This is a genomic window from Bradyrhizobium zhengyangense, assembly GCF_022012435.1.
GTDB classification, from domain to species: domain Bacteria; phylum Pseudomonadota; class Alphaproteobacteria; order Rhizobiales; family Xanthobacteraceae; genus Bradyrhizobium; species Bradyrhizobium zhengyangense.
In genome coordinates this window covers 398497-423031 of record NZ_JAKLUA010000003.1, presented here as the reverse complement: position 1 = coordinate 423031, position 24535 = coordinate 398497, and the positions used below count along the sequence as shown (strand labels likewise).

The window sequence follows — 24535 nt, the reverse complement described above, 5'->3', positions numbered from 1 at the left end:
CGCGGCCGGGGTTCGTCGTCTCAGCTCGCAAGCGCGGTCTCCGCTGGCGACGCGATCAGCCCGTTCGCACTGGAATTGCGCTGCGATATCCATCGCTCCGCGCGCGAGCGCCGCAGCGAAGGCGCAAAGAAGAAACCCTGGGCGACGTCACAACCGACGCGGCGTATGATCTCGAGGGCCTCGGGGCTTTCGACCCCCTCGGCCACCACCTTCATGTTGAACGCCTTCCCCAGGGCGACCGAGGCATCGACGATCTTCATCATGTCCTCGTCGGATACACAGCCTTTGATGAACGATTGATCGATCTTGAGTTCGCTGAACGGCAGCCGCGCCAGCGCCGCAAGCGACGAATAGCCGGTGCCGAAATCATCGATGGCCGTGCCGATCTTCTTGATCCGCAGCCGCACCAGAATATCGTTGGCGCGATCGACGTCGGCCATCGCAATTGTCTCGGTAATCTCCACCGTCAGCGCAGATGGAGGGATGTTCTCGCGGCGCAGGATTTCCTCGATCCGCTCGGGCAGCGCCAGATCCGACATCAGCGAGCCCGAGATATTGACGGCGATGGTGAAGCCCGGATTGCGCTCGATCAGCTTACGGCCCTGCGACATCGCCGATGACAGGATGCAGTCGGTCAGCTCGCTCATGAGACCGGCCTCTTCGGCAATCGGAATGAAGACGAGCGGCGACACCATGCCGAAATCAGCGCTGCGCCAGCGCGCCAACGCCTCGGCGCCGATGACCCTCCCGGTCTGGAGTGCGATCTTCGGCTGGAATTCGACGAAAAACTCGCCGGCGGCGAGACCTTGCGCGATACGGTCCGGCGTGATCGGGAGCAACGGTGAAGCAGTTGTTGCAGCCAACGGCGAGCGCTGAGGCAATTCGAGCGCGCTCCGCAGACGATTGAGATCGAGTGGCTTGGTTAGGCAGCCGCCGACCGACAGCTTCAGGCCGTTTGCGACCCGGCGCGTCGCCTTCATGATGCGATCATCGCAACCGCTGATGATCACGATCGACATCGCCTTGAGGTTTCGCTCGGCAACGAAGCGCAGCAGCTCTACCCCGTCCCGCTCTCCGAGTGACAGGTCGAGCACCATGGTCTGGAAGGCTTCTCGGTCCAGGAGTTCGGTTGCAGCCTCGAAGGACGGAGCCACAACAGTGTCGTAGCTGAGCTTCGCGCCGATCTTGCTGATCAGGACCCGTTGCACCAGGTCGTCGTCAACCACCAGAAGGCGGCTTCCCATCGCGCTCATTGCCCATCTCTCCCGCTACCGGATGCTTCGATGGACACAACGTTAGGCCGGCGGGCTCACCTCGCGGTGAATACAAGACTGCTAAAACTTTCTCGATCTGGAAGGACTCGTTAGTCATGTTTTAGCGGCGGCCAAATGATTGATTTCAATCGGCATTTTTGCTTCGCTCGACCTGGTGTGGCCGCGCGGTAAGGGAGTGATCCACGCCATCGGCACATGCGATGAACACGCAGTAAAGCCCTCTATCGAAAGCCGGCAAACGCACGACAGGCCTCGAAAGAGCCGCTACTGGAGCACCTTTTGCGAGTCACCGTTCCGCTGCCGGCGAAACCAGGCCCATGTCTCAAGTGTCGTCCTGATATAGCCGTTACCGCGATGGACGATCTCGCCATCGACGATCTCGTTCAACTTCGGCAACGCGTGAAATGGAATCGAGGGGTAGGCGTGGTGCTCGACATGATAGGGCATGTTCCACGCAATCCATTTGACGATCGCGCCGGTGTAGGTGGTGCGGGTGTTCTGGAAGGCGCTGCGGGTGCGCTCGCAGCCGGTGTGCTCGGCCAGGAGATAGGGCCGCAGGAAGAATTGCCCGATGACCAGAGGGGCGATCCAAACCTTGAGCAGCAACGTCGAGGAGAACCACAGGGAGAGCGCTAACAGCAGGACATAGAGAGCGGCATAGACGCGCGCTTCGGTCACGATGATGGCGCGCTTGTTCTCGGGGATCCAGGGCACCGTGACCCTGCCAGTGACGGCGTGTCCAAGCATCAGCCGGAGGCGGCCCGCAACCTGGAGCAGACCGCTATAGGCAAGCGCGATCTGGGTGTCGGTTTTCGGCTTCACGCCGACGATCAGCTCCGGGTCCTTCTCTGGATCCTGGGTGTAGCGATGATGGTCCCAATGGAACAGGCAGTAATATTCATAGGGCTGCCCGATGATGAAGGCCGAGAGATAGCCGACCGCGAGGTTGAGGCCGCGACTCCTGAACGCAGTCTTGTGCGCGGTCTCGTGCAACGCCATGAACAGGAACGCGAGAAAATAGCCCTGTATCACCATCAGCGGCAACGCCCAAAGCACGCCATAGCTCGAGCTCACCTTCCAGATCAACGCCCCGACCAGAACGACCACGGCGTAGTGGCAGAGGCTGCGCACCGCGCCCTTGTGATCGGAGCGTTCAGACAATTCGCGCAGCATCGCCGGTGTCAACGGCTTCAGACGATGGCCAGGCTCTGAAACGGAAACGGTCGCGTCAGTCATGATCAGGGACCTGCATTACTTGTTGAAAAGTTCTGCGATCTCGGCCTTCAGGAAGGCCTGGTCGCGCGGATTGTTGAAAGGATTGCCGGCGCGATGACCGTGCAGCGACGGGATCGGATGCAGCACGGCTGATTTTGCATTGACGAGGCGACCGAGCTCATCCTCGTTGTCGCGCACGTCGAAGTAACGATCGGTGGCACCCGGCATCAGCAGCATGTGCGCCTTGATCGCCCCTAGCGCGCGATCGAAATCGCCGCTGAAGGCAGCGCACCGGCTGATATCGCCAGCCTGCCAGATACTGATCTGCGCCAGCAGATCGTTGGCGTCGCGCCGGGCAAAGGTCGTATCCCAGCCACGCGTGAGATAGTCCTCGAGCGAGGTGAAGCCGGCCTCGCGCCAGATCTCGTCGCGATAGAAGCCGTGGGACATGGCCCAGCCGGCATAGACACGCCCCATGGCGCGATAACCGGCAACGGGCCTTTCGACAAAGCGGCCGTCACGGAAGGCAGGATCGCCTGATAGCGCAGCCTTCACGGCTTCCAGAAACACGTAATTGTAGGCGGCGCATCGCGCGCTGCCGCAGACGACCGCTGCCCGCTCGACCAAATCGGGGTGAAGCGCGGCCCAGTGATACGCCTGCATGCCGCCCATCGACCAGCCGTAAACCAGCGCGAGCTTTGTAATGCCGAAGCGTTCGGTCAGCAGGCGATGCTGGACCGCAACGGCGTCGTGATAGGTGAGCTGCGGGAATGGACCGTTGCCGGAGTTCGATGGCGACGACGACAGACCGTTGCCGAACAGGTTCGGGATGATGATGAAATAGCGGGTGGGATCGAGCACACCATCGGGCCCGATCAGCCACTCGGTGTCGAAATGCTGCGCGCTGAACGATGTCGGATAGAGAATGACGTTGTCTTTGGCCGAATTTAGTGCGCCATAAGTCTTGTAGGCGAGTTTCATCGCGGGGAAGACAGCGCCGGACTGAAGCACGACGTTGCCGGCCTCAAAGATTTCGTAGTCGCGCTGTCCGGTCATGCGTCCGGCTCCCTCTCACACGGCCACACAACGCGGCCGCCGAAACCACGATGCATTGATCGTGCCGGACCAGCAAACGCATCGTTGCGTCGCGCCTAATATCTGTACTAGTAGTACATTTATTAGCGAAAGGCAACAGTATTCCGGCCGCCGGCCAGCTCAGGCAATGGCGGCAATGTATCGCTCGACCGATGTCGCGAAGGCGGCCTTGGCACCGCTGGCGATGTTGCGCCCCCACCAGGCGCCGTAGATGCGGTCGAAGGCGAGAGGCTCGACCGCAGCCGCAATCCGCCGTACCGCGGCGGCGTTGAGCGGCATGTAGTTCGGATAAGAGTACATGAAGCTGACGAAGCGGCGATCCATCGTGACCTGCGCGATGTCGCCGGTCAGAAGTGCGCCCTTGCCGTCGGCACCGCGCGCGTCGTGCAACATGGTGGCGCCGGCAAAATGGCCACCGGTCCGCAACAGCAGCACATCGTCCGAAATGCGATGCTGATCGCCGGTCCAATGCACGATGGACTGATGCGGACGTGTCACCCATCGGCGGTCGTCAGCGTGCAGATAGACTGGCACTCCGTCGAACGCTTCACTCCAGTCCGCAAGCGCACCATAGTAATGCGGATGCGAGATTGCGATCGCCGTCAGGCCGCCGAGCGATTTGACATGGGCGATCGCCTCCGGCGTTGCCAGCGGAATGCAGTCCCACATCACGTAGCCCGCGCCATCCGGGACCAGCAGCGCGCGCTGGCCGATCGCAAAGCTCGGCTCGAGCGCGATGCCGGTCAGGCCGAGATCGTCGCGCCAGAGGAGACGGTGACGCTCTGCCAGCGCATCCCGCGTGAGGAAGGCCTGACCTTTCCAGTTCACATATTGCCGCTCATCTTCGCAAATCGGGCAGGATATGGGCGTCCCGCTATCCGGGAATTGCGCGCCACAGGTTTCGCACGTCCAGAGAGGCATGGCCATAATCCAGAATTGAGAGCGGGACACCCGTGAGGTGACATCGCAGCCCTCCGGTCGCAAGTCCGGAGGAACCAACGCTGACAGCACATGTTAGTTTTCAGTCCGTTCCGGCACAATGACCGGCCATTTCCACCTGCACGAGACAATTTTCGATCGGCAGCATCCCGTCCAGCGTCTAGATGACATCGCGCCCATCCTCACCCGGTCTCTGGCCTCTCTACGCCGTCAACTTCTTCATGGCCGACATGCAGTCGGGCATCGGGCCATTCGTCGGCGTTTTCCTGCAAGAACGCGGATGGGCCACCGGCTTGATCGGCACAGCACTGACGATCGGCAATGTCGCGGGCATGTTGGTCACGACGCCGATCGGCGGCTTCATCGATTCCAGCCGCAACAAGCGGCTGTGGGTGGTCATTCCCGGAATCTTTGTAGTCCTTGCCTCCGCCATCATCCTGATCTCGCAAAATTTCTGGGCGGTGACGTTTTCGCAAGTCGCGCAATCGCTGGCGAGCGCTGCGATCGTGCCGGCGGTGACCGGCATCACGCTCGGCATCGCCAAGCAAAAGGGCTTCAATGCGCTGAACGGGCGCAACCAGGCCTTCAACCACGCCGGCAACATGGTCGGCGCAGCGCTGTCGGGCTATCTCGGTTACAAATTCGGCTATGTCGCGGTGTTCGTGCTGGCGGCCGTGTTCGGCACCATCGCGATCGCCTGCGTGCTGATGATCCCCGCCAAGGCCATCGATGATCGTCAGGCGCGCGGCAGCAAGGAGGACGAGAGCAAGAATCCACCGGACGCCATGTCCGTCCTCCTCAAGCACAAGCCGCTCCTCGTACTGGCGCTTGCGCTTGCCATCTTCCATCTCGGCAATGCAGCCATCGTCCCGCTCTATGGCCTTGCAGCGGTGGCCAAAGGACAGGCCAACGGCCCGAGCTTCGTTGCGACCACCGTGGTCATTGCGCAGGGCGTCATGGTGGTGACGTCGCTGGTTGCCATGCAAGTCGCGGGAAAGCGCAACTACTGGCCGGTGATCCTGGTCTCCTTCATGTTCTTACCCGTACGCGGCGTGCTTGCGTTCTTCGTGACGGGATGGTGGGGCGTGGTCCCCATGCAGGTATTGGACGGGATGGGCACCGGACTACAGACGGTCGCCGTCCCCGGCATGGTCGCGCGCTCGCTGGACGGCACTGGTCGCATCAACCTCGGTCAAGGTGCCGTCATCACCGTGCAAGGCGTCGGCGCGAGCTTGAGCCCCGCGCTCGGCGGCTGGATCGCGCAATGGATCGGCTACGGCCCGACGTTTTTGCTGCTCGGGAGCTTTGGCCTCGCCTCGATGGCATTGTGGCTAGCGTTCGGCGCGCACGTGAAGAAGTATTGAGGCGATAGGCCTTACGGACACTCCACCACGATCTTGCCGAAGTGTCCGCCCTGCTGCATCAGCCGCAGCGCTTCGGGCACGGCATCAAAGCCGAACACGCGACCGATCGCCGGCTTCATCGCATTGCGTCCGATGGCAGCAGCCATGCCCTCGAACATTCGGCGGCTGCCGACGGACAGGCCGATGACGTGCAAATTCTTGGAGAACAAGCTTGGGATCGCGATCTGTTGCGAGAAGCCCGAGAGTACGCCGATCACGAGAATGGTGCCGCCGACGCGCGCCGCTTCGAGCGATTGCCCGAACGTATCCCTGCCGCCGACTTCGACGACATGATCGACACCGCCGCCGGTCCATTCCGCCGCCGCTTTGCCCCACTCCGGCACCGACCGATAATTGATGGTGTGATCGGCGCCGAGCGCCTTGGCGCGTTCGAGCTTCGCATCACTCGACGAGGTCACAATCACGCTCGCGCCGGCGAGCTTTGCGAATTGCAGCGCGAAGATCGAGACGCCGCCGGTGCCTTGCACCAGCACCGTATCGCCGGGCTGCACTCCTGCCTCTTCGAACAGTGCGCGCCAGGCAGTAAGCCCGGCGCAGGGCAACGTTGCGGCTTCCTGGAAGGAGAGATGCGCTGGAATGCGGCTGACGCCCTCGGCATCGAGCACCATCACCTCTTGCAACACCCCCGGCCGCGTGCCGCCGAGTGCATAGCGGCGGCTGCTCGCCGAGACCTTTCCATCGATCCAGGACTGGAAGAACATTGGACAAACACGATCACCGACTGCGACGCGGCTGACGCCGTGACCAATCGCGATCACCTCACCCGCGCCGTCAGAGAACGGGATCAGCGGCAATCGGGTGACGCCGCCGTTACCCTGGATCGTGAGCAGATCGCGATAGTTCAGTGACGCCGCCTTCATCCGAACTGCAACTTGGCCCGGGCCGGGTACCGGCTCAGGCAGGTCGGCCAGCTCCATCCCCTCGATCGACCAGTCACGCGCGACTTGCCAGGCTTTCATGGCGATCACTCCAACTCAGGTGCCGAAATTCTTCTGGATGGCCTTGTCGAGTGTCTCGCCGCCGACGAAGCGCTGGCGCAGCTCGCGCTTGAGCAACTTGCCGCTGGGGTTCTTCGGCAGGCTATCCACGAAGATCACGCGCTTCGGCACCTTGAAATGCGCCATCTGGCCGGCGCAATGCTCGATGACGGTGTCCTCATCCAGCTTCTCGCCGCTCTTGACCACAACGATAGCCGTGACCGCCTCGATCCAACGCGGATCAGGCAGGCCGACGACGGCAACCTCGGAGACCGCGGGAATACGATAGACCATCTCCTCGACCTCGCGGCTGGCGACGTTCTCGCCGCCGGTCTTGATCATGTCCTTGACACGATCGACCACGGTGATGTGGCCCTCTTCGTCGACGGTGGCCAGATCGCCGGAATGAAACCAGCCGCCCGAAAAAGCCGCTGCGGTCTTCGTGGGATCGTTGTAATAGCCCGACAGCAGATGCGGCGAGCGGTGCACGATCTCGCCGACCTCGCCAACCCTAACGTCCTCCATCGACGTATTGACCACCCGCGTCTCGACATTGAGCACGGGCTTGCCGGCCGAGCCGGCCTTGCGCAACTGGTCCTCCGGCCGCAGCACGGTCGCGAGCGGCGCGATCTCGGTCTGGCCGTAGAAATTCCAGAATTTTACATTTGGCAGACGGCGCTGGAGCTCAAGCAGCACCTCCACCGGCATGATCGAGGCGCCATAATAGCCCTTCTGCAGCGTCGACAGATCGGTCTTGTCGAAGTTCGGCGAGCGCAGCATCGCGATCCAGATGGTCGGCGGCGCGAAGAACGACGTGATCTTGTGCGCCTGGATCAGCGCCAGGATGTTGTCGGCAGTCGGCTTGCCCGTGATGACGCCGGAGGCCCCGAGATAGATTTGCGGCCCGAGGAACACGTCGAGTTGCGCGCAGTGATAGAGCGGCAGCGCGTGCAGAAACTTGTCGTCCACGCTCATGCCGCCGTCGATGACACAGCTGACATATTGCCACATTACCGCTTCATGGGTCAGCATCGCGCCCTTGGGCAGGGATTCCGTGCCGCTGGTGTAGACGATCTGCGCGAGACCGCGGCTATCGACGGAAGCCTCGAGGTACGATCCATCGGCGTGGAGGAGATCGTCGAAGGTGGTGAGTCCCGCGGGCGCCATGGCGGGCTCCTCGCCCGGCAGCCAGATCATCTTCTCGACGGCGCAATCCTTCGCGCTTGCGGCCTTCGCAGGCTCCACGAAGTCAGGGCCGGCCGCAAGCAGCTTGGCGCCGGAACTCTTCAGGATGAAATTGATCTCGTCCGGATTGAGCATGAAGTTGATCGGCACCAGCACCGCGCCGATCCGCGCCACGGCGAAGCGCAGCGCGGCAAAGGCGTGGGAATTACGCGAGAGCACGGCGAGGCGGTCGCCCTTTTTCACGCCGAGCCCGAGCAGGCCGCGGCCGAGCCGGTTGCAGACCGCGTCCATCTCCGCGAAGGTCCAGCTCACGCTGCCGCAGCTCACCGCGAGCTTGGCCGGCTCGCGGGCCGCCGAACGGCGCAGAAGATCGCCGATGGAATGCTCGCGCGCTTTCGAGATGGTGGCTGCGATGTCGCCGGTCATGTGTCCCTCCGTGTGATGTCTTGATTTGTTCGATTTCTTGTTTGAAATCTTGCGTCTTGTGGGTTTGCGGCATCTGTGCCGAGCTGCGTGGGCGTACCCGCCGCCAACGCCGAACCTGGCACGGCCTCGCGTGTTGCTAGCGGCGCCGCAGGTCCGACGGGCTGTGGCCGAACTTCCTGCGAAACACCGTGCTGAAATAGGACGATGAGCTGAAGCCCAGCTGATAGGCAACCTCGGTGATCGACAGGGACCGTAACTCGGGACGCGTCAAGACGTCGTAACAACGCTGAAGCCGGCGATCCAAAATCCATTCGGACACCGAGACATCGGTGAGCCGGAAAAGATAGTGCAGATGCCTGAGCGAGACGCCGTTGCTCTTCGCGATCCTCTCCAGCGACAGATCGGCGTCGGTGAGATGCGCTTCGATCCAGGTCTTGACCGAGCGCAGGCGTGCCTGCTGGGCGCTTGCATCCTCGGAGAATTCGTCCCGGTCGCCCATGTCGAGCGTCAACGCCAGCACATCCATCAGTTCAGCGCCAAGGCGCGTCCTGGCGATCTCATCCAGGGAAGCACCTTCCGCGGCGAGCGTCGCGCAGAACTCGGCAGCGATGCGCCCGAGACCGCGGCCCGTCGCCATCGTGGTCACGACCGGCAGGCGCCCCTCGCTGAAGCGGGCCGAAAACTCCGTGCGTGGGATCTCGAGATAGAGCGACCGGACCTTGCCGACGCATTCGAGATCATAGGCTTCAGACGCCGAAAAAATTGCGCCGACGCCCGGATTCGACAGCAAAGTCTGGCCGGCCTGCAGCACGTTGACCCGGCCCTGTTGGACGAATTCAACGTAGTAGCAATCCTTGTCGAGTTTTGCGATGTGCCGCTCGCGCCGCGAGATGCGCTGCTCCGACAGCAGCACGTCCGTCATCGTGACGGCGCCGAAATGCGCCTCGCGGATGAAGCCCTGGTAGTCGGATCGCTCGTCGGCATTGACGTCGACATGAACGTAGACATCGCAGATCGCGCCTTGCCAGGCGGCATATCGCTTCGACGGCTCCAGATCGTCTGTCGAGAATACCAGGTTCATCGTCCGCCCACCCGTCGCACAGCCATGATGAACGCCGTTTGTGCATCGCACAAGCTGGCCCGCCGGCGGGATTCTAGATGGCCGCCGCCTACACGCAAGACCGGTTTGCGCGGACAAGCAAAAGCTTTGCGCTCCGGAGCAAGCAGGCTGCGGGCATGTGGCCTATGAAGAACAAAAATCGGTCAACGAGCCAGGCAGGAAACGTTCGCTTGCGTCAGGACAGATCAGCTGCTGCGCAATTCACCGTGCCGCTTGAATGGCGGCGTCCGTGAGCACGACATCGCCCCCACCGATCACGACGCGCTTCACGCAGCCGATCGAAACCATCGCCGATATCGAGGCGCTGGAACGGTTGCCCTACGATTCCCTCATCCCTGCCCACAATCTGCATGATCTGTTCGAGGCCACCGCGCGCCTGCATCCCGACCGGCCCGCACTGACGGTCCTGACCAAGGGCTCGCGCGAGCCCGGCGATGTCACGCTGACGCATCGGCAATTGCGTACGGAGATCATGCGGGCGGCAAACCTCTTCCGGTCGCTCGGCATCAACCTGAACGGAGGTACGGTCGCGTTTCTCTGCCCGATCCTGCCGCAGCTCTTCCCGGCTCTGCTGGGCGCCCAGATCGCGGGCGTCGCCAGCTCGATCAACTATCTCCTGAACGAAGATGCCATTGCCGACCTGCTCGAAGCACAGAACGCGACCGTTCTCGTGGTTGCTTCCGAACCGGCCGATCGCGCGATCTGGACCAAGGCGGCCAATGTCGCGAGCCGCGTCGCCTCGCTCAAGACGATTGTCGTGATCGGCGCGAAAGGTCGCCTGACCGGGCGTGCCCTCAGCTTCGACGAGGCGGTCGCGACGATGCGCGGCACCATGGACTTCGCGCCATCGCGGGATCGTGACACGGTCTGTGCGCTTTTCCACACCGGCGGCACGACCGGACGACCCAAACTCGTCCGCCTGACACATGGCAACCAGATCCACGCAGCCTGGAGCTTCGCGCAGGTTCATGGACTTGATGAGCTGGATGCCGCCATCAACGGCTTCCCGCTGTTTCACGTCGGCGGCACCATGACCATCGGCCTATCGATCCTGGCGGCCGGGGGCCATGTGATCATTCCCTCGCCCTACAGCCTCAGAAGCCCGGATGCGATCCGCGACTATTGGCACACCGTCGAACGGTTTGGCGCGACCATCGTCAGTGGCGTGCCGACCTCGATCGCGGCGCTGGCCGAAGTGCCGATCGGCTCATCCGATGTCAGCTCCCTTCGCATGGCCCTTACCGGTGGGGCAGTGGCGCCGAAAGCCGTCAGCGAGAGGTTTCAGGCCCGGACTGGCATCACGCTGTTCGAGACCTATGGCATGACGGAGACCGCGGCCGCGATTGCATTCAATCCCGGCCGCGGCACACCCATGCAAGGCAGCGTCGGCTTCAGGGCGCCGTTTGCACAGACGAAAATCGTCGCGCTTGATGATATCGACCTCAGGACGGAGTGTCCGCCGCTTACCAGCGGCCTCGTCCTCGTCAGGGGACCGCAGGTGTTTCCAGGCTATCTCGATCCCCGGCACAACAAGGGCGTGCTCACCGACGACCATTGGATTGTCACAGGCGACGTCGGCTATCTCACGGCCGATCAGCGGCTGGTGCTCACTGGCCGCGAGAAGGATCTGATCGTCCGCAGCGGCCACAACATCGATCCCGCCGCTATCGAGGACGTCGCGAATGTTTTCCCCGGTGTCCAGATGAGCTCGGCCGTCGGCATGCCGGATGCCTACGCCGGCGAGGTGCCTATTCTGTTCGTCGTTCCGTCTCCCGGAAAAATCATCAACCTTCCGCAGCTATGCGAGCATCTCGAACGCAACGTCAATGAGCCTCCTGCTCGGCCCAAGCGCGTCGTCCTGCTCGAGGCCCTTCCCGTGACCGCGGTCGGCAAGATATTCAAGCCCACGCTTCGCGACCTCGCTATCCAGGAGAAAGTCAGGACCGAGATCGATCGTATCTTCGGTCCAGCCACCAGGGCAGACATTGTCGTCGACAAAGACGTCAGGTTGACTACGCTGGTCACCGTTTCGATCGTCTCCAACGACCAGGACCGGGTGAAGGCGCTCACTGAGAGCCTGACACTGCTTCCACAGACCTACCGCATCGAGACCCGATCGTCATAACGGACCCGCAGAGCCCGAGGTCGAAGAAAGGCAACGAAGGGATGAAGCGCTTTCGGTTCAATCAACAAGAGATCGTCTTTGCCGTCTTCGCCTTGCTGTTCCTGGTATTCTCGATCTTCCTGAATGGCTTCCTGACGGCCGAGAACATGCTGACGCTGCTCCAGAACGTGGCAGTGCTCGGCATCCTGGGCCTCGCCATGGCGATCGTCGTGATCGGCCGCGGTATCGACATCTCGCTGATCGCAGCGCTCGCGGTGCCGCCCGGGCTCGTGCTGCAAATGGTGCAGAACGGCCATTCGCTGCCGTTCTCGCTGCTGATCGCCGTGCTGATCACGATCGCGTTCGGCCTTATCAATGGCTGGCTGATCGCCTATGCCGAGGTGCCCTCGCTGTTTGCGACGCTGGCAACCGGCTTGCTGCTCGCCGGTCTCGGGCAGGCCGCGCTGTTCCAGCTCGATGTCGTGCAGTGGAGCCAGGGCATGAACGGCTTCGAGCGGCTCGGACAAGGCACCATTCTCGGCATTCCCACCTCGATCGTGATGTTCGCGGTCGCCTGCATCGTGGTGGCTTTCCTGCTGCGCCAGACGCGCTGGGGTGCCTACATCTACGCGATCGGCGACAACCCTTACGCCGCGCGTGTCACCGGCATTCCCTCCCGCCCGATCATCGTGCTGCAGTACGTGATCGCGGCCCTGATCGGCTGCTTCGCCGGTCTGGTGATGGCCGCATCAGTCAATTCGATGCCGACGCGCGTTTTCAACTCGACGCTGATTTACGACGTGATCCTGGTGGTCGTGCTGGGCGGCATCGGACTCTCCGGCGGCCGTGGCGGCGTGTTGAACGTCATCATCGGCACATTGCTGATCGGTACCATGCTCAACGGGATGACCATCATGGACATCTCCTACGCCGGGCAAAATCTCATCAAGGGCGTGGTCCTGCTGCTCGCCGTCATCACGGATTCCTTCCTGAATCCGCGCAACGAAGAAACGGCACAGCAGGGCGACATCTGAACGACCGACAAGAACCATAACGGCAACTACAACCAAGGAGGAAGCAATGAACAACCCGACAAAGGCAACGCTCGCCGCACTGGCACTCGCGGCGCTGACTGGACCCGCTCTCGCTCAGCAGGGCCTGGACGAGCCGTTTCAGAAACCGTTCAAGGAAGCGCTCGCCGGAAAGACCGTGGCCTATGTGCCGGTCGCGATGAACTTCGACCTCACCGAGGGCTGGTATGCCGGCCTGAAGAAGGAGCTCGAGCCCTACGGCGTCAAGTTCGTGATCCGCGACGCCAACTGGAACACCAATGCCGGCGCGCAGGCCGTGACCTCGCTGATTACCGAGAAGCCGGCGGTGATGGTCGTCCATAATCCTGACGTACAGACCTACGCCAAACTGCTCCAGCGCGCCGAGAACGAAGGCATCTACGTCATCCAGATCAACATGGGCTCAGCCTATCGCAGCTCCGCCTTCGTCGGCGCCAACTGGGTCGAGATCGGCGAGCGCCAGACCGAAGGCGTGGTCAAGGCCTGCGAAGGCAAGTCGAACAAGATCGCGATCATCCAGGGTGCGCTGTCGGCGGCGGCGAGCGCCTATACGCTCAAGGGGGTCGAGAACGTCCTCGCCAAGCATCCGGAGATCAAGGTGGTATCGAGCCAGGCCGCCGATTGGGATGCCGCCAAGGCCAAGGCGATCACGCAAACGGTGCTGAAGCAGAATCCCGATCTTTGCGGCATCGTCGGCTTCTGGGACGGCATGGATATCGGCACGGCCGCCGCGGTGAAGGAAGCCGGCCTCACCGGCAAGGTGTTCCTCGCCACATCGGGCGGCGGCGAGCGCAAGGGTGCCTGCGAGCTGGTGAAGTCAGGCGCATTCGATCTCAACATGAGCTACGACGTGCCGACCCAGGCTGCGCAGATGGCCGGTACGATCAAGTGGCTGCTGTCCTCGGGTGCCAAGCCTGGCTCGATCAAAGGTTCGGAATACACCACGCTGATTCCGATCACCAAGGAGAACGCCGATAGTCCGACGGCCTGCTGGAATCTCAGCGATCTCAAAAAATAGTCCGCGCTGACGCTCGTGATCCCCGGGATCAATGTCCGGGGATCACGCTCTCAACAGTTTCCATGTCCTGCTGGAATGCCGATGCGCGACACAATCACAAGCCTGCGTTACCGCTACTGGCCTGATCATCTTCTCGGTGAGATCCTGTCCAAGCGATGGACCGAGACGGCCATCCCGGTCATCCTTCTCCTGATTGTCGGCTTCGCTTTCAGCCGGTCCATCGACAACTTCCTGTCGCCGGCAAGCCTCGCCGACACCGCGCGCCAGGCCGGCGAGATCGGCTTCATTGCGCTCGGGCTTGCGCTGGTCGTCATCGTCGGCGGCATCGATCTCTCGGTCGGGTCGATCTTCGCGTTGACCGATTTCTGTGCGCTCTATCTGCTCGACGTCGCCGGCTGGCCGGTTCCGGCCGTTGTGGTCGCCACGCTGCTGTGTGGCGCACTGCTCGGGGCCGTCAACGGCATCCTGGTCGGATATCTGCGACTGCGCGCCTTCATCACCACGCTGATCACGCTGATCATTTACCGCTCGGCCTACGATCTTCTGATCCAGCGCTACTCCAACGCGATCGCTTCGGCCTTCCCCGACATCCCGTCCTGGGACTTCATCGGCGCCGGCTCTGTCCTTGGCATTCCGACCGTGGCGCTGGCCTATATCGTCATCGCGATCTTCGGCCACATCTTCATGACGCGGCTGCGCCCAGGTTGGCACATCACCGCAATAGGCGGCTCGCGCCGCTCGGCCTACAATTCGGGCATTCCCGTTCGCCGCACCATCGCGCTCTGCTACGTCGCAAGCGGCGTGCTGACCAGCATCGGCGCGCTGTTCTTCGCCTCCCGGCTCGGCACCGTCGGCGGCGACATCGGCGTTGGCCTCGAGGTGATCGTGCTGACCGCGACCGTACTCGGCGGCATCACGCTCGGCGGTGGCAAAGGCTCTGTCGCCAAATCGGCAGTGGGCGTGCTGATCGTACTCCTGATCACCAACGGCCTCACCACCATGAACGCGCGCGGGGGCGTCAACCGCATGGCGCTGGCCGGCATTCTGCTTGTCGCGGCCATGGTCGACATCCGCTGGCAGAAGAACCGGACTCGCATCATCAGCAAGGTCTATGTCGCGCCGACTTATCACGAATTGCCGCCGCCGCCGCCAACCGAGATCGGACAGGGCGGGCCATTCGAGCAGAACGACAAGCTGCGTGACGTCGAGGCGATCGGCCTTGGCCGCATCGAGGCGCCGGAAGACGTCATCCTCGATCGCCATGACAATCTCTATGCCGGCTCGCGCCACGGCGACATCATGCGCTTCCTCGCGCCCGACTATCAGAAGATGGAGGTGTTCGCCCATATCGGCGGCCAGCCGCTCGGCATGGCCTTCGATCGCGAGGACAATCTCTACGTCTGCATCGGCGGCATGGGGCTTTATCGCATCAAGCCCGACGGCACCGTGGAAAAGGCGACCGACGAGACCAACCGCAGCCTGCGCTCGGTCAACGACGACAGCCGCCTGCGGCTTGCCGACGACCTCGATATCACCGACGATGGCCTGATCTTCTTCTCCGAAGCGACGGTCCGTTACGAGATGGACGAATGGCCCATCGATGGCTTAGAGGCACGCGGCAACGGCCGCATCATCTCCTACGATACCAAGACCGGCACGACACGCACCGAGCTGCGCGGACTCAAATTCCCCAACGGCATCTGCGTCGCCAGTGACGGCCAGTCGATCCTGTTCGCCGAAACCTTTGGCTGCTCGATCAAGCGCTATTGGTTTGCTGGGCCGAAGAAAGGCGCGGTCGAGGTCGTCATGGACAATCTGCCTGGATACCCCGACAACATCAATCTCGCCTCCGACGGCAATTACTGGCTGGCACTGGTCGGTATGCGCAGTCCCTCGCTCGACCTCGCCTGGAAGATGCCGGGCTTCCGCCGCCGCATGGCCAAGCGCGTGCCGGTCGACGAATGGCTGTTCCCCAACATCAACACTGGCTGCGTGGTCAAGTTCAACGAACAGGGCAAGATCGTCGAATCGTTCTGGGACCTGCACGGCGAGAACCATCCGATGATCACCTCGATGCGCGAGCATCGCGGCTATCTCTATCTCGGCGGCATTCTCAACAACCGGATCGGCCGCTACAAGCTCGACAATGCCGATCCGAACTTCGTCCAGTATGACAAGAGGTGGGGGAAGCAGTCGTGATCGCGGCCGTCAAAGACTTCGCCAACCGATTTCTCGGGCGCGGCGACGCCACCATCACCGTGCCGTCCTTCGACGGCGCGCTGAAGCCGAACCAGAAGCTGGAAGCCGCCGAGACCTTGCTGACCTGCGATTCGCCCGCGGATCTTGCAACTGACGGCAGCAAGCTCTTTATTGCAGACGGGCGAAGACTGCTGTTGCTGAACAACGGCTCGGCCTCGGAATTGCGCAGCTTCGAGCAACCGATCTCGGCACTCTGTGCCCTGCCCGGCGGCGGCCTTGCTGTCGCACTCGGTGGGCGCGAGGTGCGTGTTTACGAAGGCCCCTCGGCCGAGCAGCCGAGCGCAACCTTTGCCGATGCGGCGTTCAATGCGATCAATGCGCTCGCGCTGGCGGGTGACAACTCGCTGATTGCGACGGACGGCTCGGCGACGTCAGGCGTCGACGATTGGGCGCGTGACCTGCTGGAGCTCAACCGGAGCGGCCGCGTGTACCGGCTCGATCCCGGCAGCAGGACCGTGACGCGATTGGCCCAGGGCCTCGGCTATGCCTTCGGTGCCTGCGCGCATGGTAGCGCCATGCTGGTCAGCGAGAGCTGGCGCCATCGCCTCGTTCTTGTCTCGCCCGGCGCAACGCCGAAGATCGTGCTCGCTCACCTGCCGGTCTATCCATCACGGCTGTCGAAGGCTTCAGGCGGGGGCTACTGGCTCACCGCATTCACCGCTCGGACGCAGCTGGTCGAGTTCGTGCTGCGCGAGCCCGGCTATCGCCGCCGCATGATGGCCGAGATCGCGCCCGAACACTGGGTTGCACCGCGGCTGCGCTCCGGGCGCTCGTTCAAGGAGCCGATGCAGGGCGCGCATATCAAGACCATGGGCGTCATCAAGCCCTGGGCGCCGCCGCGCTCCTACGGCCTCGTCATCCGTCTCGACGCTGACGGCCAACCGCTTTATTCGCTGCATAGCCGGGTCGACGGCATCAATCACGGCGTCGTCGCGGCGGTCGAGATGGGTGGCGATCTCGTGCTGATCGCGAAGGGACCGGGCCGAGTCCTGAAGCTGGCCCTCGCCGGCCTTGCCGAGGAGTTTCGGGCATGAGCGACATCGCACTCTCGCTGCGCAAGGCGACAAAGCTCTATGCCGGCGTCCCCGCCATCGACGGGGTCGACTTCGATCTGCGCCGCGGCGAAATTCACGCGCTGGTCGGCGAGAACGGTGCCGGCAAATCGACCCTCACCAAGGTGATGGCGGGCGTGGTGACGCTGACCTCGGGCACCATGACGGTCGACGGCGCCGAGGTCGCGCCGAAGACTCCGCTCGAGGCGCGTAATCTCGGTATCGCCATGGTGTTCCAGGAGAACAGCCTGGTGCCGACCATGACGGTCGCGCAAAACCTGTTTCTGGGGCAGGAAAGGTTTTACAACCGCCTGCGCGGCATCTACATCGCCGCGCAGCAATTTCTGCAATCGCTCAATTTCGATGTGACGCCGACGGCGACCGTCAGCGGTCTTGGCGCAGCCAAGAAGCAGATGGTCGAGATCGCGCGCGCGGTCCTGCACCGTGCCAAGGTCATCATCTTCGACGAGCCGACCGCATCGCTGACGCCTGAGGAGAAGAAGTATTTCTTCGACCTTGTCCGCGATCTCAAGAAGCGCGGCGTTTCGATCGTCTTCATCTCGCACGCTCTGGAAGAAGCGCTGCTGCTCGCCGACCGCATCACGGTGCTGCGCGACGGCAAGCATGTCGTCACCGACGATGTCGCCAGGTTCGACCGCGCCGCGATCGTGCAGGCCATGGTCGGGCGCGACCTCTCCAACACGCTCTACGGCGCACGCAAGAGCAGCGCGCGGCCGGCCGGCGCGCGGGTGCTCACGGTGCAAAACTTGAAGATGGCGCCGATGGTGAAGAACAATTCGCTATCGGTGTTTTCAGGGCAGATCACCGGCGTGTTCGGTCTCGTCGGCGCGGGCCGCACCGAAACCTTCAAGATCGTTGCCGGCGTGCTCAAGCGCGACTTCTTCCACGGCGGCGAGATCCTGCTGCACGACCAGCCGGTGCGCTACCGTGTGCCGGCGCCGGCGGTGAAGGCCGGCATCGCCTATGTCACGGAGGACCGCAAGGTCGAGGGCTTCTTCGAGACCTCTTCCATTGCGCGCAATATCTATCTTGGCCTGCTCTCGAAGTTTCCGCGGGGGCGCATGATGCTGTCCCGGCGGGAGACCGATGCGGTCGGCAAGACCTGGATCGAGCGGCTGAAGGTTCGTGCCATCAGCGACGAGGGCAAGGTGGTCGAGCTGTCCGGCGGCAATCAGCAGAAGGTCGTGATCGCGAAATCGCTGGTGCAGGAGCCTGACCTGATCATCTTCGACGAGCCGACCCGCGGCGTCGATGTCGGCGCCATCGTCGAGATCCACGAGCTGATCAACCGGCTCGCCGATGAGGGCAAGGCGGTCGTGGTGATCTCGTCCTATCTGCCCGAGATCATGGCGCTGTCAGACCGCATCCTGGTCTCGCGCCAGGGCAAGGTGGTGGAAGAGTTCTCCGCGCTGGAAGCGACGGAGGAGAAGATCATGTACGCCGCGATCCACTGAAGGCGCCTACGGCTTGTGCCCCTTCTGGCGCAGCGCCTCGGTGAGGCGCTGCTTCAGTTCATCGACAGCCTTCTGGTTCGCGTCCTGGCCGATCTGCGCACTCGCTTGCGCCAGCGCATCCGATTTCTCCAAAAGCTTCCGGCCGGCCGGCTGGACGTAGAACGCTTCGATCTGACGCAGCTCTTCCACGGTGAAGCTGGCGGCATAGAGGGCGGCGATCTGGTCGATCATGGTGGCGGCGAACGGTGCGTAGATGTCGGAGCCCGGCGCGGTCAACGCATCATATTCGTGCTCGATCTCCGGTCGGTCCTGCGCGACCACGGGTCTCAGTTTAAGCATGAGCTGCGGAAGCGCCGCGCGATACTGATCCGCGATCTTCAGCGTGGTGACGAGTTTGCGCGCAGCATCCATCGCCTCGGGCGACGGCGCCTGTGCCGACGCGTTGCTGATGAGGAGCAGCAGGGCGCCGGCAATCGTCAACAAGCGTCTCGACATGGATATCTCCTGAAAAATCGTCCGCGCGACGCGATGGACCCTCAGCGGCTAGCGGGAGCTGCGGCGATGACCTTAACCGGTGCGCCTTCGGCAGCGGGCCCCGGCTCGTCGTCGACATCGGTCACCTTGACGAAGAGGCTGGGCACCCGCCCAGCGCGGTCGAGCAGCCACGCGGCGCCGACCATGATGGCGAAGCCGGCGAACGAGACGGCGAGTTGCTCCCAGGCGCCCCTGGTGTATTGCATCAGGATCCAGTGCGCCGAGAACGACAGGAACACGCTGAGACAAAAGATCGGCAGCGAATGCTGGCCGCACAGGATGAGCGGGCGCAGCCATTTCAATTGCAGCGCCTTCCAGCGGCGCGGGACGAAATAGGTCACCCAGATCGCCAGCGCCAGGAAATGCGTGAAGCGCAGCATGTCGAGGTCGGTCTTGTCGATCGGATAGATCGCCTTGATCATCCATTTCGGAATCAGCGCCTCGAGGGCATGAATGTGCCATGTCATCACGATCAGAAGGGCGAACGCAATCCAAGCCGCCGCGATTGCCATCACCGGCTTCGACCAGACCCATTTGGCGATCTTCTCGATCTGGCCAACACCGCACCACGCGGCGACGACGAACATGAGCTGCCAGCAGAACGGATTGAAATACCAGGTCGTGCCCGGCGGGTAGGAGGCGACGTTCCAGTCGAACCAGCGCGACAGCACGTAGAGCACCACGGACACCGCAAGCGTCAGGTTCGGCCGGCGGACCAGGCACCAGACGATGAAGGGCGAGGCAAATATCAGCGTGATGTAGAGCGGCAGCACGTCGAGATTGACCGGCTTGTAGCGCAGCGTGAGCGCCTGCCCGATCAGGATGTCCGGATGGTCGAGGAAGTTGTGGACGTTGAACTCGTCCGCATACATCGGGTTGTCGAATCTCCTGATCGTGCGGGCGATCTGCGCCGTGAACAGAAGGAACAGCATGATGTGGGCGACATACATCTCGGCCGTCCGCCGCCACAGCCGCTTCAGCGCGGCGAGGAACCAGCCGCCGGCGACGATCGGCCCGTAGATCCAGCCGACCAGATAGCCGGAGATGAAGACGAAGAACTCGGCGGCATCGCTGAAGCCGTAATTGCGCAGCGTCAGCCAGGCCACGACGTCGTGCGGGATGTGATCGAGGAAGATCATCCACAAGCCGATGCCGCGGAACAGGTCGAGCCGCAAATCGCGCTCGACCGGCGCCAACAGTGCTGCCTGGTCCCGTATGATCATGGCCCCCGCCTCGTCTGGTGGGCGTCGCGCCAATGCGGCGCCGGCGAAATCGGATGCTAAAAAGAATCAATCAAAAGGTCACCTAACCCTGCGGTTAGAGCGCGAACGGTAGCCGACCTTTTCGCTCGCGCAAGGGACTTTGTCGTCACAGCGCCTCGGCCGCGTCGCGAAAAGTCAGAACAACCCCATGCACAGTAGCTAAACCCTTGCATCGCTTGCAAAAATCGTTCGGTCCGTCGGGCGAGAGCGCGGCGAGGCCCGATTCCGCCTCAGGCAGGCTGATCGCCTCCGGCGAACATGCGATCCAGCATCGCCTCGGCTTTCTCCCGCAGCGGCCTCGCACCGCTTTCTGAGGCGATCGCGATCGCGGCGCGGAGCGCAGCAAGGATGATGGTCCGGTTGTCACCGCTCGCAGGCGGCGTCACCACGGCCTCGCCGAACAGGGCCTCAGCCTCGAGGCCGGAAAAGCCCTGTTGGCGCGCGGTGTTGCGCGCCTCGCGCAGCATGTTCTGGGCCGCCCGGACATCGCCAAGCTGATTGACCGCCAAGGCGAGGTAGATCGAGGAGCGCAGCACCGCCGAGGTATAGCCGACGGCACGTGCCTCTTCGCGCGCTTCAGTCAGCATGCGGCGGGCCCGATCGAACAAGCCCTGCTCAAGATAGGCCATGCCGAGATGGCAGGCGAGCACCGGCACGAACAGCCGGATGCCATGCTTCTGCGCCAGCACAAGACCGCCTTCGAGAACGGCGGCGGCCGCGGCCGGATCGCCCCGTCCCAGCATCAGCCAGCCGCTGCCAGAGGCGGCAGCGACGCGGTCATGGGGACGGCCGGTCTCGTCCGCGATCGCGGCAGCCTCGCGCTGAAGCTGCTCGGCGGCATCGAACTCACCCATGACGGTGTGGGTGAAGCTCTTCATCATGCAGCAGAGGAGGAGTGTGTATTTCGGCGGCGTGCCGTACGGCGCGCTCGCTTCTGGTTCCATGAGATGTGCGCGGGCCCGTGCGAAAGTCTGCTCGGCCTCGCGATACCGCCCAGCAAGAAAATAAGCCTGTCCGAGATTGTATTGCGCAAGGTTGCGCCACCCCGGATTGCCCGACTGCTCGGCGAGGCCGACGACTTCCTCGCCAAGAACGACGGCCTCGGCCGGCGTCCCATAGAAGTTCTGTCCACCCGCCATGACCGTCATGGCAGCGATCTTTCTGCCGACATCATCGATCTGGCTGGCCCGCTGGTCGGCCTCCTTTCCGAGATCGATCCACTCGGCGACGCGACCGGACCATTGAAACGCCATGCGCGCCTCCATCCGCAGATCGATCGCGTTGGTCTCCCGCGGGCGCGTCAACGGCGTCTTGTCGAGCGAATTCATTGCGGTCCGGAAGTAGTCGACCGCATCGGCATAGGCCGAGCGCGCGAGGCATTTCTGTGCGGCACTTCTCCCGTAGTTGAATGCCTTGGCCCAGTCCTTGGCGCGCATGGCATGGTAACAGAGGGCGTCGGGATCATCTCGCCACGTTTCGTCGCTTTCGAAAGCCGCAAGCACGCGCGCATGAATGCTCTCGCGCACTTTCTCGACCATCGACTCATAGGTCACCTGGCGGACCATCTCGTGCCTGAACTCGAGCGAGTTCTCGAGGTCGCTATCGATCCTGACGAGCAGCTCGGCCCGGTCGAGTGACACGAGACAATCCTGAAGGACGTCTTCGGCCAACTGCGAGACTTTCCGCACCACGGCTTCGCTCGATCGCGGCCCCAAAGCGGCCGCGACCTGCAACACCAGACGCTGTTGCCGCGACACCCGGTCAAGGCGCGCCGCGATCACACCCTGAATGCTGGTGGGAATGCCGAGCTCGTCGATCGGGCGCATCAGCGCCAGATCGCCCCATTCGCCGCGCAAGGTGCCGCTGTCCTTCAGCCCGCGGCAGACCTCCTCGATGAACAGCGGCACGTTGGCCGTATGGGAAATGATCCGGCTCTTCAGATCGGCATTGGTCTGTGAGGACCCGAGCATGTCGGACAACATTTCCAGCCCGGAATCGTCGTCGAGCGGCCGCATCGCGACCACCTCGGCGTGGCAGCGCGCAATCCAGACCGGCATGCCGTTCGGGCGGGTGGTGAGAAGCACGAGGAGGCCGGGCACCGCCAGCGCGGCAATGGCCGCGACGACGACGTCGCTGGCCCGGTCGATCCAGTGCAAATCCTCCAGAAGGAGGAGCGTCGGCTGGCGACTGGCCACGCTTTGGATGACGGCGCAGCTCGCGTCGGAGATCACGCGCCCCCGCGCATGCGGCTCGAGCTCGTCCCATTGCGGGTTCGAGATCGGCACATCGAGCACCGCATCGAGGGCGCTTTGCTGAATCGTGGACAGCTCGGCCCGGGGATCGCGGGGATTGCCGGGGTCCTTTGCGGCCGCGTCCATGGCCGACAACAGGATTCGCTTGAGCGTGCTGAACGGCGCCCCCTGGAGATTCGGGCTGCACTCGGCGTCGATCAACCGCCAGCCTTCGCCCTTGAGCTTCTGGGCGAACTCATGCGCGAGCCTCGATTTACCGATGCCGGCATCGCCCAGCAGCAGCACCGTCTGCCGGCCGGCACGAGCCTGTCCGGCGCTGCGATCCAGCAAGGCCCGCTCGATCGCACGGTCGACGAAGCGGGAGACGCTGCGGGCCCGTCGCACGCGCCAGCTCGACAGGTCGCTGGCACCCACGATCCGGTAGACCGGCACGGGCTGGCTGAAGCCGCGCAGGGATTTGCTGCCGAGATGCTCGAACCTGACATGCCCGTCGGCGAGATTCTGACAGGCCTCCGAGACGTAGATCTGATTCGCCTCGGCGACCTGCTCCAGCCGCGCGGCCAGATGCTGGGCGGCGCCGCCGATTTCGTAGACCTTGGAAAATTCGCTGGCGACCATGTAGGCGACGACATGGCCGGAATGCAGGCCGACCCGGACCTGAAGCCCGGGATCGCCGAGACTGGCGACGCGCCGGACCAGCTCGATGGCCGCATGGCAGGCCAGCGGCGCATGGTTGTCGTCAGCAATCGGGGCGCCGAAGACCGCCGCGAGTCCGTCTCCCAGCTCCTTGCTGACGATGCCGCCGAACTGACGTACGGAGGCTCTCATGGCTGCCAGCGCAGGCTCGAGCCGCGAGACGGCATCCTCCGGCTCCAATTCAGCAACCAGACCCGTGGAGTCGATGACGTCAGCGCGCAGAATCGTCACAAATCGACGTTCGCTGTCGGGATCGACTCGTTGACGCACTGCAGCCCCGCATTTGGAGCACCAGCTATCGTCCGGATCGATCGCGGACTGACATGCGAAGCAATGCATTCCTGCGCCTCAAAGGTCGCGGCCCGTCTGTCGATCAGAATCCGCGAGCGACTTTGACGAGAATACCCATCGAGAACCACTTAGCAATCCGGCCCGCTGCTCGCAGGAAGCTGGGCACAGCACAGTTGGCGATCTGGACGAAACACAGCCCTGAGTGGTAGCGTCAAAAAATCCCGGCAAGGGGGCATATATTTCGGCAGCGCATGGTCAGCCAGGCCGGCCAGCGTGGCGGAGCTGTATGTATTTTTCACGCCGCCAATGACATTTTGAGGGACAAGGCGATGGGCTCGAGACCTTACAGAGGCAAGCCATTCAGAGATTTGATGAACAGCAACTACTTCCCTCTGGCAAACATGAAAAAGAGCGTCGCCAAGCTCAAGGCTTCCGACGACATCGACGTGCCGACGCTGGAGTACGGCCAGTACCACCTGATTCTGACGCCGGCCTCAAAGTGGCCCGAGGGCAGCGCCAAGCACTGGCACAAGGAGAAGGGCCGCGCTCGCGTCGACCTCAGCGCCCAGCTGAACACGGTACCCCTGTCCAGGGACGAGCCCGGGGTGATTCCCTTGACGCGATGCGACCTGCTCGATGCCTGCGTCCGCAAGTGCTTCAACTCAGAGCCGCCGATCCCGATGAAGACCAACATCATTATGCACGCACCGAGCGATGCGCTGGCAGACCGGCACGAGATCCGGCTGGAGTGGGAATACAAGAGGGGCTCGGACAAGCCGACGCTGCTCCACCTGACGATGGTCTGTCCGCACAGGCCGGAGAAGGGCTGAGCTTGAGCTGATCCAGGGTTGGATCGCAGCACCATCA

General features: G+C 63.0%; 18 protein-coding genes. 8 read left to right on the top strand and 10 right to left on the bottom strand.

What is annotated here, in order from left to right:
- Positions 1-20: 20 nt before the first annotated feature.
- The 4 genes from L6637_RS13430 to L6637_RS13415 all read right to left on the bottom strand — a co-directional run bounded on the left by L6637_RS13430 (position 21) and on the right by L6637_RS13415 (position 4505).
- Entirely contained in the window at positions 21-1253 is a 1233-nt protein-coding gene (locus tag L6637_RS13430) for an EAL domain-containing response regulator (protein WP_237863978.1), read from the bottom strand.
- 285 nt (positions 1254-1538) lie between these two features.
- Positions 1539-2510: a fatty acid desaturase gene (locus L6637_RS13425; RefSeq protein WP_237863979.1), complete on the bottom strand. Its 972-nt coding sequence runs from the start codon at positions 2508-2510 to the stop codon at positions 1539-1541.
- Between the two features lie 15 nt (positions 2511-2525).
- Positions 2526-3545, bottom strand: a complete 1020-nt coding sequence (locus tag L6637_RS13420; protein ID WP_237870915.1) for an alpha/beta fold hydrolase — start codon at positions 3543-3545, stop codon at positions 2526-2528.
- A gap of 159 nt (positions 3546-3704) precedes the next feature.
- A complete protein-coding gene (locus tag L6637_RS13415) occupies positions 3705-4505 on the bottom strand; it encodes an MBL fold metallo-hydrolase (RefSeq protein WP_237863981.1) in 801 nt (266 codons plus the stop codon).
- 182 nt (positions 4506-4687) lie between these two features.
- Between L6637_RS13415 and L6637_RS13410 the strand changes: the two genes are divergently transcribed.
- Complete coding sequence (locus L6637_RS13410; RefSeq protein ID WP_237863982.1) at positions 4688-5887, top strand: MFS transporter; 1200 nt, start codon at positions 4688-4690, stop codon at positions 5885-5887.
- 11 nt (positions 5888-5898) lie between these two features.
- Here L6637_RS13410 and L6637_RS13405 read toward each other — a convergent pair whose 3' ends face one another.
- The 3 genes from L6637_RS13405 to L6637_RS13395 all read right to left on the bottom strand — a co-directional run bounded on the left by L6637_RS13405 (position 5899) and on the right by L6637_RS13395 (position 9616).
- Positions 5899-6906 carry a zinc-dependent alcohol dehydrogenase family protein gene (locus L6637_RS13405; protein WP_237870913.1) on the bottom strand — a complete coding sequence of 336 codons (1008 nt, stop codon included), beginning with the start codon at positions 6904-6906 and terminating at the stop codon, positions 5899-5901.
- Between the two features lie 15 nt (positions 6907-6921).
- A complete protein-coding gene (locus L6637_RS13400) occupies positions 6922-8535 on the bottom strand; it encodes an acyl-CoA synthetase (protein WP_237863984.1) in 1614 nt (537 codons plus the stop codon).
- 136 nt (positions 8536-8671) lie between these two features.
- Positions 8672-9616: a helix-turn-helix domain-containing protein gene (locus tag L6637_RS13395; RefSeq protein ID WP_237863985.1), complete on the bottom strand. Its 945-nt coding sequence runs from the start codon at positions 9614-9616 to the stop codon at positions 8672-8674.
- 268 nt (positions 9617-9884) lie between these two features.
- Here L6637_RS13395 and L6637_RS13390 point away from each other — a divergent pair, with 268 nt between their 5' ends.
- The 6 genes from L6637_RS13390 (at position 9885) to L6637_RS13365 (ending at position 18633) form a co-directional block, all read left to right on the top strand.
- Positions 9885-11780 carry an AMP-binding protein gene (locus L6637_RS13390; RefSeq protein WP_237863986.1) on the top strand — a complete coding sequence of 632 codons (1896 nt, stop codon included), beginning with the start codon at positions 9885-9887 and terminating at the stop codon, positions 11778-11780.
- 41 nt (positions 11781-11821) lie between these two features.
- Positions 11822-12793: an ABC transporter permease gene (locus tag L6637_RS13385; protein WP_237863987.1), complete on the top strand. Its 972-nt coding sequence runs from the start codon at positions 11822-11824 to the stop codon at positions 12791-12793.
- A gap of 46 nt (positions 12794-12839) precedes the next feature.
- Complete coding sequence (locus tag L6637_RS13380; protein ID WP_237863988.1) at positions 12840-13847, top strand: sugar ABC transporter substrate-binding protein; 1008 nt, start codon at positions 12840-12842, stop codon at positions 13845-13847.
- A 75-nt stretch (positions 13848-13922) separates the two neighbouring features.
- Positions 13923-16046, top strand: coding sequence for an ABC transporter permease (locus tag L6637_RS13375; protein ID WP_237863989.1), 2124 nt, complete (start codon positions 13923-13925; stop codon positions 16044-16046).
- Positions 16043-17140, top strand: a complete 1098-nt coding sequence (locus L6637_RS13370) for an SMP-30/gluconolactonase/LRE family protein (protein ID WP_237863990.1) — start codon at positions 16043-16045, stop codon at positions 17138-17140. Before L6637_RS13375 ends, L6637_RS13370 begins: the two co-directional genes overlap by 4 nt.
- Entirely contained in the window at positions 17137-18633 is a 1497-nt protein-coding gene (locus L6637_RS13365; protein ID WP_237863991.1) for a sugar ABC transporter ATP-binding protein, read from the top strand. The genes L6637_RS13370 and L6637_RS13365 overlap by 4 nt, the downstream gene beginning before the upstream one ends.
- A 6-nt stretch (positions 18634-18639) precedes the next feature.
- On the opposite strand, the gene L6637_RS13360 is transcribed toward L6637_RS13365, so the two are convergent.
- The 3 genes from L6637_RS13360 to L6637_RS13350 form a co-directional block, all read right to left on the bottom strand.
- Positions 18640-19128 carry a DUF2059 domain-containing protein gene (locus L6637_RS13360; protein WP_237863992.1) on the bottom strand — a complete coding sequence of 163 codons (489 nt, stop codon included), beginning with the start codon at positions 19126-19128 and terminating at the stop codon, positions 18640-18642.
- A 41-nt stretch (positions 19129-19169) separates the two neighbouring features.
- Positions 19170-20390: an OpgC domain-containing protein gene (locus tag L6637_RS13355; RefSeq protein WP_237863993.1), complete on the bottom strand. Its 1221-nt coding sequence runs from the start codon at positions 20388-20390 to the stop codon at positions 19170-19172.
- Positions 20391-20659: 269 nt separating this feature from the next.
- Complete coding sequence (locus L6637_RS13350; RefSeq protein WP_237863994.1) at positions 20660-23716, bottom strand: ATP-binding protein; 3057 nt, start codon at positions 23714-23716, stop codon at positions 20660-20662.
- Positions 23717-23997: 281 nt separating this feature from the next.
- Between L6637_RS13350 and L6637_RS13345 the strand changes: the two genes are divergently transcribed.
- Complete coding sequence (locus tag L6637_RS13345) at positions 23998-24498, top strand: hypothetical protein (protein WP_237864360.1); 501 nt, start codon at positions 23998-24000, stop codon at positions 24496-24498.
- The last annotated feature ends 37 nt before the right edge of the window (positions 24499-24535 follow it).

What these genes read in the sequence shown, in the direction of transcription:
- L6637_RS13430 (WP_237863978.1), bottom strand. Translation starts at nt 1,253, where the DNA reads ATGAGCGCGATGGGAAGCCGCCTTCTGGTGGTTGACGACGACCTGGTG.
- L6637_RS13425 (WP_237863979.1), bottom strand. Translation starts at nt 2,510, where the DNA reads ATGACTGACGCGACCGTTTCCGTTTCAGAGCCTGGCCATCGTCTGAAG.
- L6637_RS13420 (WP_237870915.1), bottom strand. Translation starts at nt 3,545, where the DNA reads ATGACCGGACAGCGCGACTACGAAATCTTTGAGGCCGGCAACGTCGTG.
- L6637_RS13415 (WP_237863981.1), bottom strand. Translation starts at nt 4,505, where the DNA reads ATGCCTCTCTGGACGTGCGAAACCTGTGGCGCGCAATTCCCGGATAGC.
- L6637_RS13410 (WP_237863982.1), top strand. Translation starts at nt 4,688, where the DNA reads ATGACATCGCGCCCATCCTCACCCGGTCTCTGGCCTCTCTACGCCGTC.
- L6637_RS13405 (WP_237870913.1), bottom strand. Translation starts at nt 6,906, where the DNA reads ATGAAAGCCTGGCAAGTCGCGCGTGACTGGTCGATCGAGGGGATGGAG.
- L6637_RS13400 (WP_237863984.1), bottom strand. Translation starts at nt 8,535, where the DNA reads ATGACCGGCGACATCGCAGCCACCATCTCGAAAGCGCGCGAGCATTCC.
- L6637_RS13395 (WP_237863985.1), bottom strand. Translation starts at nt 9,616, where the DNA reads ATGAACCTGGTATTCTCGACAGACGATCTGGAGCCGTCGAAGCGATAT.
- L6637_RS13385 (WP_237863987.1), top strand. Translation starts at nt 11,822, where the DNA reads ATGAAGCGCTTTCGGTTCAATCAACAAGAGATCGTCTTTGCCGTCTTC.
- L6637_RS13380 (WP_237863988.1), top strand. Translation starts at nt 12,840, where the DNA reads ATGAACAACCCGACAAAGGCAACGCTCGCCGCACTGGCACTCGCGGCG.
- L6637_RS13375 (WP_237863989.1), top strand. Translation starts at nt 13,923, where the DNA reads ATGCCGATGCGCGACACAATCACAAGCCTGCGTTACCGCTACTGGCCT.
- L6637_RS13365 (WP_237863991.1), top strand. Translation starts at nt 17,137, where the DNA reads ATGAGCGACATCGCACTCTCGCTGCGCAAGGCGACAAAGCTCTATGCC.
- L6637_RS13360 (WP_237863992.1), bottom strand. Translation starts at nt 19,128, where the DNA reads ATGTCGAGACGCTTGTTGACGATTGCCGGCGCCCTGCTGCTCCTCATC.
- L6637_RS13355 (WP_237863993.1), bottom strand. Translation starts at nt 20,390, where the DNA reads ATGATCATACGGGACCAGGCAGCACTGTTGGCGCCGGTCGAGCGCGAT.
- L6637_RS13350 (WP_237863994.1), bottom strand. Translation starts at nt 23,716, where the DNA reads ATGCATTGCTTCGCATGTCAGTCCGCGATCGATCCGGACGATAGCTGG.
- L6637_RS13345 (WP_237864360.1), top strand. Translation starts at nt 23,998, where the DNA reads ATGGGCTCGAGACCTTACAGAGGCAAGCCATTCAGAGATTTGATGAAC.